Source organism: Limnobaculum eriocheiris (assembly GCF_021010575.1).
GTDB classification, from domain to species: domain Bacteria; phylum Pseudomonadota; class Gammaproteobacteria; order Enterobacterales; family Enterobacteriaceae; genus Limnobaculum; species Limnobaculum eriocheiris.
Genome location: NZ_JAJNAG010000015.1, coordinates 62235 through 72853, shown reverse-complemented (window position 1 = coordinate 72853; position 10619 = coordinate 62235). Strand labels below are relative to the sequence as shown.

Annotated in this window: 10 protein-coding genes, 1 tRNA gene and 1 pseudogene; 6 read left to right on the top strand and 6 right to left on the bottom strand. The window is 40.9% G+C overall.

What is annotated here, in order from left to right; all coding sequences use genetic code 11:
- A partial coding sequence (locus LPW36_RS08815) for an IS1 family transposase (RefSeq protein WP_230607651.1) occupies positions 1-112 on the top strand: 112 nt, incomplete at its 5' end.
- Positions 113-763: 651 nt separating this feature from the next.
- On the opposite strand, the gene LPW36_RS08810 is transcribed toward LPW36_RS08815, so the two are convergent.
- The gene (locus LPW36_RS08810) at positions 764-1117 is read right to left on the bottom strand and encodes a hypothetical protein (protein ID WP_230609319.1); all 354 of its coding nucleotides are present in this window, start codon (positions 1115-1117) and stop codon (positions 764-766) included.
- Positions 1107-1874: pseudogene (locus tag LPW36_RS08805) on the bottom strand (hypothetical protein); the annotation flags it as partial. The gene LPW36_RS08810 and the pseudogene LPW36_RS08805, both read right to left, overlap by 11 nt.
- A 49-nt stretch (positions 1875-1923) precedes the next feature.
- Here LPW36_RS08805 and LPW36_RS08800 point away from each other — a divergent pair.
- Positions 1924-2406 (top strand): site-specific integrase, encoded by a 483-nt coding sequence (locus tag LPW36_RS08800; RefSeq protein ID WP_230609318.1) that lies wholly within the window; start codon positions 1924-1926, stop codon positions 2404-2406.
- Positions 2407-2520: 114 nt separating this feature from the next.
- Here the strand turns inward: LPW36_RS08800 and LPW36_RS08795 are convergent.
- Both LPW36_RS08795 and LPW36_RS08790 read right to left on the bottom strand, forming a co-directional pair.
- Positions 2521-2608, bottom strand: a tRNA-Ser gene (locus tag LPW36_RS08795).
- Positions 2609-2765: 157 nt separating this feature from the next.
- Positions 2766-3185, bottom strand: a complete 420-nt coding sequence (locus LPW36_RS08790; protein WP_230609317.1) for a CoA-binding protein — start codon at positions 3183-3185, stop codon at positions 2766-2768.
- A gap of 175 nt (positions 3186-3360) precedes the next feature.
- Here LPW36_RS08790 and LPW36_RS08785 point away from each other — a divergent pair, with 175 nt between their 5' ends.
- Positions 3361-3819: a methylglyoxal synthase gene (locus LPW36_RS08785; protein ID WP_230609316.1), complete on the top strand. Its 459-nt coding sequence runs from the start codon at positions 3361-3363 to the stop codon at positions 3817-3819.
- 42 nt (positions 3820-3861) lie between these two features.
- Here the strand turns inward: LPW36_RS08785 and helD are convergent, their stop codons facing one another.
- On the bottom strand, positions 3862-5916 hold the full coding sequence (helD, locus tag LPW36_RS08780) for a DNA helicase IV (protein WP_230609315.1): 2055 nt from the start codon (positions 5914-5916) through the stop codon (positions 3862-3864).
- A gap of 207 nt (positions 5917-6123) precedes the next feature.
- Between helD and LPW36_RS08775 the strand changes: the two genes are divergently transcribed.
- Positions 6124-6576 (top strand): YccF domain-containing protein, encoded by a 453-nt coding sequence (locus LPW36_RS08775; RefSeq protein WP_230609314.1) that lies wholly within the window; start codon positions 6124-6126, stop codon positions 6574-6576.
- Between the two features lie 37 nt (positions 6577-6613).
- Positions 6614-8779 (top strand): YccS family putative transporter, encoded by a 2166-nt coding sequence (gene yccS / locus LPW36_RS08770; protein WP_230609313.1) that lies wholly within the window; start codon positions 6614-6616, stop codon positions 8777-8779.
- Between the two features lie 45 nt (positions 8780-8824).
- Here yccS and LPW36_RS08765 read toward each other — a convergent pair whose 3' ends face one another.
- A complete protein-coding gene (locus LPW36_RS08765; RefSeq protein WP_230609312.1) occupies positions 8825-9445 on the bottom strand; it encodes a TfoX/Sxy family DNA transformation protein in 621 nt (206 codons plus the stop codon).
- A gap of 233 nt (positions 9446-9678) precedes the next feature.
- Here LPW36_RS08765 and sulA point away from each other — a divergent pair, with 233 nt between their 5' ends.
- Positions 9679-10173: an SOS-induced cell division inhibitor SulA gene (gene sulA, locus LPW36_RS08760; RefSeq protein ID WP_230609311.1), complete on the top strand. Its 495-nt coding sequence runs from the start codon at positions 9679-9681 to the stop codon at positions 10171-10173.
- The last annotated feature ends 446 nt before the right edge of the window (positions 10174-10619 follow it).

The window sequence follows — 10619 nt, the reverse complement described above, 5'->3', positions numbered from 1 at the left end:
TTTGCGAACCCATCTTAAACGGTTGACCCGCAAGACTATCTGCTTCTCAAAGTCAGAAGAAATGCACGATAAGATCATCGGATGGTATCTGACGATCAATCATTACCACTAAATCTGCGTCACGACCTACAATATCAATAACCAAGTTAACAATTTCAGACAACTCATGGCTTTCTACATCTCTATCTACTAATGAGTCAAAAATGACGTGCGCCTTTGCCATGTTGTGCCTCTGATGCTCATCCAAATCTTCTGTAGAGTATGCTAAAACTAAATCATGTAACCTTTTCATTTCAGCAACATCAACCCATAATGCTGCAACTAGATAAGCAAACTTAATGACCGAAGGATGATTATATTCAACTCCGCGTTTAAGTATATTTCGTTGCAGAGAATGTTTATTTTTATGGCCTACAGCTATGGCATAATTTGACCACACAGCGGAAACATATGGATTCAGCTCAATTGCTCGTTCACAATATTCACTACCTTTATTAATATCGCCTAAGACTATATACGCAAGTCCAATAACTGAAGAGGATTGCTCTTCATTAGGAATTTTTTTAGCTTCCCTGATAATATTGAAAATCTCCCATTCTCCAAGCAAGTTCTTACCACTTTCTAGAGAGGGAAATAACTTTTCAAACAGGCTATCTGTAATAAGTTTAGGGGTAGGGGCAGCCATAATTTATATGTTCACGTAACTAATTCTTGATTTGAGCATAACACTTAACTATCCAATATATAAAGATACCTGAGACTATTACTTCACCTTTTTACAATCAAACGTCCCTATTATTCTGGGCGCATCCATACTGTTTTGCAGAAGTTGGACATTTAAAAAGGCTTTTCCGTTTCGCTTGATGAACTCAAATCCATACATGTTTCCATCGCGTGCTGGCATAAGTCCCATATCAATTTTCACATTATCCCAGTCATCCTTTCCCTTTAAAAAACTGATTTTTTGTGATGTAACCTTTTCGTTATTAACCCTTGTCCAACCATCATTCCCTGCATCAAGTCTGTATTTTCCACACTTACTGGCGGCCAATGCCGAGCCACAAAATAAAAGCAGCAAAGCAATAGTTGGGATTTTAACGACAAGGTTATGTTTCATTAATACACTCTCTCTCTTGAGCTGTTGTAGATAGCAGATCTGCCGCCCCACGCGCCTCACACATCATGTCCATAAACCAATCATTTCCGCGCGTATCACCTTTATACATAATTCCACGCACGATATAAACTCCATCAGTTGCAATGCTGGCCGGAGGACGAGGGACACCATCAACATAGATATTTCCGTTAGCATCTGTTTGCTCACCCAACGGACCGCCTGACATTTGAATGTCCGAATTAGATAACGAGGCTCGATAGACAGAACCCTGATCTAACTTAATTAACCCATTTAATCGGATGTTAGGGTTAATAAGGCATCGAACATTAACGCCAGCACCTATCGTTTGCTGTGGCATACCGACCAATCCAGTTTCGCTATTCAGCACCACAGCCTCATGAACAGCTTCATTTTTACCTGGCATCTCAACTTTACCATCAACAAATTGCCAACTGGTTCCGCATTGAGACGCTATATCATCAAGAACATCACGGGAGCGACCAAACAGAGTGATGCCCCGAGGTGATACAAAACTACTAAACGCAGGGGTTCGCCCACCAGTAATGCCATAAGGTTCAAGTGTTCGCATCACGGCATCATATACGTTACGTTGAGTATATCCTTTTGCTATAGTCTGGCTGACAATTGCGTTTAAGTACGCATCATAACCATCCAGTGCCTGAATCAAAATATAAGTATCTGTTGGATTATCCCGACCAGTTACAGAAAACCGGATATCTCCACTAAAAATAGTTCCTATATACGAAGCGGTGTATTCATTTGCCAGCGACCGGTTAAAGGTGGCCATGGAAATAGCGTATTTATGCGCAAGTAGAGCCGGTGATGTTGCAAAAGCCAAATGGTTAGATGAGCTGGAAGCTGGTTTTTATATCCAACAGGGCAAAACTGGGAAGAAGCAGATCAAAGCATGGACACAGCGTTTAAGGAACGCATTGGATTTAGCAAAAAAAGCTATGCCGCCGAAATCACGTAATGACTATATCGTAGTTAATACACTTGGTGAGCGGTTAACAATAAAAACGCTAAATAACTGGTGGGTTGATGCCAGGCAACAAGCATCAGAAAAACTTGGTCGCCCTCTTTCGTTCACTTACCATGACATAAAGGCCAAAGGAATATCAGATTACACAGGTTCATCAAAAGAAAAACAGTTATTCAGTGGCCATAAAACAGAACAACAAGTCCTTACATATGACCGGAAAATTGCAGTCACCCCATCATTGGATGTACCTGTAATTTCCGAGCAAAAAAATAGATTTGTTAATTAAAAGTTAATTTAAAGTGAGCACCAAAAAGTGAAAATCTTCCAAGTCAATCTTCCAAGTCTCTTCCAACACCCATAAAGCAAAACGGGCTAGCTTTCGCTAACCCGTTGATTTATTTGGCGGAGGAGGTGAGATTCGAACTCACGGATGGTTGCCCATCGACGGTTTTCAAGACCGTTGCCTTCAGCCGCTCGGCCACTCCTCCGCAACGGCGTGAAATATAGAACAGCTTGAGGTGCCTTGTAAAGAGGATAATTCAGCTATTTTGATCGTTCGGCTGAAAAAACATCAAAAACAATGTTTTTTGTCGATTTTAACGCCACTCCCCCTACCTTTATAAAAATACGGCCTGATGTTTCTCTCTAGAGCGCCTTCTCTAAACCCAATTTTTTAATTTCAATTTTTGGACAGCGGTTCATCACCACTTTCAAACCCGCCTTCTGAGCGATGGATTCAGCTTCATAATTAATCACATCTAACTGCAACCACAAAACCTTAGCGTTAATCGCTATCGCCTCTTCTGCAACTTCATAAGCGGCATCTGAATTACGGAACACATCAACCATATCAATCGAACAACCTATCTCTTTTAAACTGGCATAAACTTTTTGCCCTTGTAAGGTTTGCCCTGCCAATTTAGGGCTAACAGGAATAACCTCGTATCCCTGAGACAATAAATAGGCCATCACGACATAACTGGCTCGAGCGGGCTTGTCACTCGCGCCAACCAAAGCGATAGTTTTAACTTGCTGTAACACACTCTTTATTTCACTTTCTTTCATTGTCAGTTACTCCCTCAAGTAATTTTCTGCTTTAATTCAGTTTAATCATCAGGTCAGTGCTTCGGTCAAGGCAAAGATCAATAAGATGTACACTTTTATATATTATCGCTTTTTTCCGAAACGGAGTTTCAGTAGTCTATACAGAATAACTGATTAAATAGAGGTTTGGTTTTATATGCAACTAACAACACGCACAATTCCAATACAAAAGAACATTGCATTGGTTGCTCACGATCACTGTAAGCAGTATCTGTTGAAATGGTCCGAAGATAACAAGTCTGTTCTGGCCAAACATAAACTCTTCGCCACAGGAACTACCGGTAATTTAATTCAAAGAACAACAAATGTTCCGGTTTCCAGTATGCTTAGTGGTCCGATGGGTGGCGACCAACAAATTGGGGCGATGATTTCTGAAGGTAAAATTGATGTATTAATCTTCTTTTGGGATCCGCTAAATGCTGTCCCTCACGATCCGGATGTTAAAGCCTTATTACGACTGGCAACCGTCTGGAATATTCCGGTTGCGACTAACCGGGCAACGGCCGATATGCTGATATGTTCAGGGCTGTTTGAAAAAGAGATCGTCATTGATATTCCTGATTATCAGAAATACCTGCAAGAACGTCTGAAATAAAACTACGCTTATAACCTTAAGTCTGTTTGTCAGACAGCAGACTTAAGGTTTTCGTTTTATTACTGCACCAGTATCCGCTAATTGCTTAACAAATATTGATGGTGATTCAACATCCTGCAATAGCCACACCTGATATTTGGCGCGAGTTAATGCTACATACAGTAAACGCCGCTCTTCTGCATAAGGAAAACGCTCCGTTTGCGGTAATAGTACCTGCTCAATCACAGAACCGCTTTCTACCGATGGGAAACCATCGCGCCCTGAATGTAATCCGGTAATAATCACATATTCGGCCTGCTGCCCTTTGCTGGCATGCATGGTCATAAATTCAATATTCAGTTTTGGCCAACGTGTGGATGCTTTTGCCAAAATAGCCGGTTTAGAATAGTGATAACGCCCCAGAACAAGAATACGTTCATTCTGCTTCACATAACTACTTAGCTTATCAAACAATGCTTCCAGTTGATTATCTGGCAAAATAGTAATGGGATGCTTTTCCCCCCGAGCCAGACTGGAGATATCCCTTTTTATCTGGGACGGATTTTGCTGAATATAGCGACTGGTAAGATCGCTGATACTTTGGCCAAAGCGATAAGTTAAATCCAGATTGCACTGTTCACCGACCCCAAAGATATGATTAAAGTTTGCAGTCAGTAATTGTTCCGAACCACTAAATCGATATATAGACTGCCAGTCATCACCCACAGCAAACAGGCTACTTTCCGCTTGTTGAGCGCGTAACGCATTAATCAACGCCGCCCGTTGAGGTGAAATATCCTGAAACTCATCCACCAAAATATGACGCCAGGGATTAACAAACTTCCCTTTTTCAATCCAGTTAACCGCCTGATGCAGCAATCCGGGAAAATCTATCGCACCTTCTTCTTTTAAGGCTTTTTTCCAGGCTTTTAATAATGGTGATAATAAGCGAATTTTCTTTTGAAAGTCAGCTTTCAATTCGTCCGGGGCTGACTCAACCATTTCCGCCTGACTTCCGCCATGATTACGAATTAAACCAAGCCAGTAGTCCAGCCTTACCGCCAAACGTTCAGATAGCGCGCCATCTTTCCAAAAAGCGTCTTCCGGCAGTTGCCACCCCAACTCTTGGGACAGCCAGTTCTTCCAGCCTGATGCCTGACTCTTTTTCTCTGCACACTCAGATTGCCATTGCTGAATTAAAAAATTCTGCCGTGTCTTAGTATCTGTTTCCAGCTTACTAATCACCGGCACTTTCTTGCTGCATTGACTTATTATCAATAGTGCCAATGCATGAAATGTCTTAGCCTGAATATCGGTTCTGCCCAAACGTTGTTGTATACGGTTATTCATTTCATCAGCGGCATTACGTCCAAATGCTAATAACAACACTTCTTCTGCCGTTGCTTCTTTGCGATACAGTAACCACCCGGTTCTGGCAACTAAAACGGATGTTTTGCCACTTCCCGCACCGGCTAAAACCAGTACATTCCTTTCACCACTAATTACCGCTCTGCATTGCGCTTCGTTAAGCGGTTGGGATTCTATACGATCAAAAAATTCACGATGTTGTTTTAGCATTGTTTGCACCCAATGCTGATTAGTTTTATCAATCAGTTGATTGCCAGAAGTTAGCCACTTTGAACAAAACGCATAGCAAGGCTGGCAATTGGCAAACTCCATTAAACGTTCAACGGGTAATGGTACCGAACTCACAACGACTGTTACTTCATCCTGAATCTCTGTTAGATCATTCTGAGTAAGCCAGCGTTCCTGTCGTAAACGATCATTAATCTTTTCGGCTTGCTGTTTTAACATATCGGCAGCAAGCTGGCTCATCTCCTCTCCCCATTGCTGCCAGACGCCGTTTAAATGATGATAGAACCGCTGAGTTTCTTGCCACTCGGTGCCGTGAAGACGAACTACTTTTTGTCCGGGCAATTCAAACTCCAACTCTCCCCAGACTATGCCTCTTTTGCAACGAACAGCGATTAATTGATTGAACGGGATAGTATAAGCATGTTTTGAACCACTGACTTCAACGCCAGCATTCAACATCTTTACCCGATTATAGGGATGCTGTGCCAAATGTTGCCCAACTGAAGTTGATTTCAATTCCATAGTGTTAATAACGCCCGTTTTATACCTAAATATTCAAATCACAGTTTACCCTTTATTACACCGAGCTCTCCAGCCAGAAACTGCGAAATATACTGAATTTATCGGCTGGAAATAGGATCGACGACTCTTTTTCATTGAGTAAAACTGAATAAACCGTAACAATACGCCTGTTTTACTTATTCTTTTATTCTTGTCTGGAGTTATCTGATGCGTAGTATATTAAATATACTTAATTTTATTCTTGGTGGTGTATTCACAACATTAGGATGGTTACTGGCAACAATCGTGACCATTGTGCTTATTTTTACGCTGCCATTAACACGCTCTTGTTGGGAAATAACTAAGCTATCATTGTTTCCATTTGGTAATGAAGCCATACACGTTGACGATCTCAATCCTGATGAGAAAAACACATTAATGAACGCGGGTGGTACTGCGTTAAATATTTTTTGGTTTATCTTTTTTGGCTGGTGGTTATGTTTGGCTCATATCTGTGCCGGTATCGCTCAGTGTATTACCATTATTGGTATTCCGGTGGGAATTGCTAACTTCAAAATAGCCGTTATCGCACTCTGGCCTGTTGGTCGCCGTGTTGTTTCGGTTGAAATCGCGCAACAAGCCCGTATTTCTAAAGCCAAACGTCAGCTCCAGCAGCCTTAAGACTGCATTATTTCATGATGAGTAACAGGATACGGATGTGATTTCATTGATATTAGGGCTTCGTCGTTACTTTTATAACAGTAATCTGCTCTATAGCATCCGTATTTTTATAGCATTGACCGGCGTGGTCTTTGTTCCCTGGTGGATTAATGAAAGTTTACTCACGATTCCACTAACTCTCGGTGTGGTTGCTGCTGCATTAACCGATCTGGACGATCGTTTAACGGGACGACTGCGTAATTTATTCATTACGCTTATTTGCTTTTTTCTGGCTTCCGTCTCTATTGAACTCTTGTTCCCCTACCCCTGGCTATTTGTGGTGGGTTTACTGTTTTCCACGGCAGGATTCATTCTGTTGGGGTCTCTTGGTCAACGTTATGCCACTATCGCTTTTGGTGCATTACTCATTGCCATCTATACCATGCTGGGAGAGTCGCTATATGATTCCTGGTATATACAGCCGATATTGTTGCTGGCAGGGGCAATTTGGTACAACCTCATTACACTGTTAGGCCATCTGGTCTTACCTATTCGCCCGTTACAGGATAATCTGGCCCGCTGCTTTGATAGTCTGGCCAATTATCTTGATACCAAATCAATGCTGTTTGATCCAGATGAAGAACGTCAATTTACTGACCAACTTATCCACGCCACCATGGCAAATGGTGCATTAGTTAGCACACTGAACCAGACAAAAGTTTCATTAGTTACCCGCCTTAAAGGCGATCGAGGACAGCGTAATACCCGCAGGATGCTTCACTACTATTTTATTGCTCAGGACATTCATGAGCAGGCCAGCTCCTCTCATGCCCAGTATCAGCAGTTAAGTGAAACTCTACGCTATACCGATATTCTCTTTCGCTTTCAGCGTCTTTTAACTTTGCAGTCAAAAGCCTGCCGGAGTATTGCTTACTCTATTCGGTACCAGCAAAAGTATGTTTATGACACCTATCAGGCTCAGGCAATAATGCATCTGGAAAAGAGTTTATCCAATCTGGAATCCCGTCATAACCTTCCTGTCGCCATGATGCAGTCATTGCACCATTTATTGAATAATTTGAAGGCCATTGATTCCCAGCTAAACAACATTGAGTCAGAACAAACAACGAATATTAAATCTGCACAAGACAATATGCTGGCAGATGACAAACTCTCAGGTTTAAAAGATATTTGGTCAAGAATTGCTCAAAATCTGACGCCTCAATCAGCGCTGTTTCGTCATGCGGTTAGAATGTCAGTAGTACTCTGTATCGGGTATACCATTATTCAACTGGCGGATTTGCAAAACGGTTACTGGATTATGCTAACCAGTCTGTTTGTCTGTCAGCCAAACTATAATGCAACCCGAACGCGCCTGACACTAAGAGTTGTTGGTACTGTTGCCGGAATTTTATTAGGTCTGCCAATTCTCTATTTTGTTCCCTCTCAGGAAGGTCAGCTTATTCTGATTGTGATCAGCGGTGTTCTGTTTTTTACTTTTCGAAACGTTCGTTATGCTTATGCAACTATGTTTATCACTCTTCTGGTGCTGTGCTGTTTTAATCTGTTGGGAGAAGGTTTTCAGGTCGCGCTTCCCCGGATCGTTGATACGCTGATAGGTTGTGGTATTGCCTGGGCTGCGGTCAGCTTTATTTGGCCCGACTGGAAATTCAGGCATCTACCCGTAGTACTGAAAAAAGCTATTGATGCAAACTGTCGCTATCTTGACGCCATACTGGAACAATACCATCAGGGAAAAGACAACAGCGTCGACTATCGCATTGTTCGACGTAATGCTCATAACTGTGATGCTGAACTGGCGTCGGTTATTTCAGGTATGGCCGCAGAACCAAAAAAAGATGCTAATCAACTGGATATTGGCTTTCGCTTGCTCTGCTTAAATCATTCATTGCTTGGATATATTTCAGCGTTAGGCGCACATCGAGAGCAATTAACTGGTAACCCGGAGACCCTGGCGCTCCTTGATGATGCCGTTTGCTATATTGATGATGCTTTACAGATAAATGCAGAACATAATGAGAAAGTAATTTCTGCACTAAAATCAGTGAATCAAAAGATCAAAATACTCAATACTCATTCTAAAAATAAGAACCAGTTAGTTACCCAACAATTAGCGCTAATAATTGGACTGTTACCTGAGTTTATCTCTCTGTCTGATACAATCTATTCTGAGATAAAGGATTCTCCGGCACCCGCCAAATAAGAGCGCTACCTGTTGAATTATTTTATTTTTTCAGAATTAAAAAATCTACTTTTTTGTCTTATCGTAAAGCTTAAGTTGCTCTGCTAAATCATTACGAAGTTCCGCGGGCAAAGTAACAACATGGCATCCTTCAATCGCACCGGCTAATGAAAAAAGTAGATCGGGTTTAATGCCCTTCTTCATTTCACGAATCTTAATAAATGAGTGTAATGCCCCCAGGCTGAACAGGTCTTCACAAGATTTGATCCCGGCTTGTCTTAACATGCGTTCTATTGCCAGATTCAGGTTAGGTAGATCTTTTATTCTTACGTACTCCTGGGCATCTTTTTCTTTCATTTCAGATGATGCTGCGGTCAGTGAATAGGTAGCGAACCGGCGTAAAACCTCTCTGTTTCGCCATAGAGATTCATTCACATGGTAATATTTCAGTAATACAGGGATCCCCCTCTTATTGTATACAAACTGACTCATACCATAAGTGACAAAAACTGACTCCAACTGATTGTTTGCTCTTAAATAGAACTTATCTTCAGACACTAACCCAAACATTACCTTGTCTTTACATATCCCATAACCTCCAAACATTGAACGAGATGTAAGTTCACCTAATTCACTGAAATATTCAATAACGTTCCTGACTAACTGTTTAGTATCTTCTCTGTCCATATGATCTCTTATGTTATCTCGAATAAATGATGTCTGTTTAGTTCAGCAGGTAACGTCACAAAGTAACGTTACAAAACTATTTTCAACATAATCAATTTTCAAAAAATATCTAGAAGTAATAGTGAGTTAATCCTATTTAATATAAAATTTGCGAAGCATCATGAAAATACTTGATTTCCCCCAACGCCTGAGATACTGTATAAACACACAGTATAGATACAGGTAATTCATTTATGCGCTCAATACAACAAGCTCGACCTAACGCTTCGTATACATTAACCAGTGAAATGGGCACTGCCCCGAAGCATATTTATACTTCCAGTCAGGTTAGTGAGATTGTTTACGATCCACAAAATCCATTCACTCTTCACCTGTTGCTTCCTTTTCTTCAGCAATTAAGCCATCAACCTCGTTGGCAGCTTTGGTTGTCGTCTGAGCGTCGCCTTAATCGTTACTGGATTAATAGTCTGGGGTTGCCTGAAAACAAAACCATTGGGCTAAATGCCGTCTCAACTGAAAATACTATTGAAATGATGGAAAAAGCATTACGTAGCGGTAATTTCAGCTCCGTCATTGCCTGGTTGCCAGCGATTAGTCCGGATATTAAACAGCGATTAAATCAGGCGGCAAAAGAAGGTGATTGTTATGGGTTTATCTTACAGTCTCTTCCTGTGTTACAAAGCTCCCTGTTGCATAATGATATGTTTAGTAAGACTCATTGGCATTAAATGATATTGTGTCTCAAATAAGCAACCATCGCATCGATATGATTATCAAATCCGGCATAATGTATAAAAATAATTATATGGTTAAAAATTAACTCAATGCGTTGTGAAAGATAAGAAAGGCTTAACCATTAAAGCTTATTTTAAGTAAGTATTTATATTTACTAATTAGACAAGGCCCATTTCGTAAAGGGACACGTTTATAAACTAAAAATGAACATTAAATATCAAATGTGGGGCTAATTACAGCCAATTTTTCCACAGATGATTATTGCTTAATGTTATTACTTCCTGCGATATGAGTGCTTTTACCCCTGTCAGAAACAACTCTTCCCTCTGTATCAAGTAATTGGATTATTATCCCACACAACATCTTTACTTAAGCTAACATAACATTACAAAGCCCCCTGAATGTAATTTTATGTTACATAATGATAATCTGCTAATAG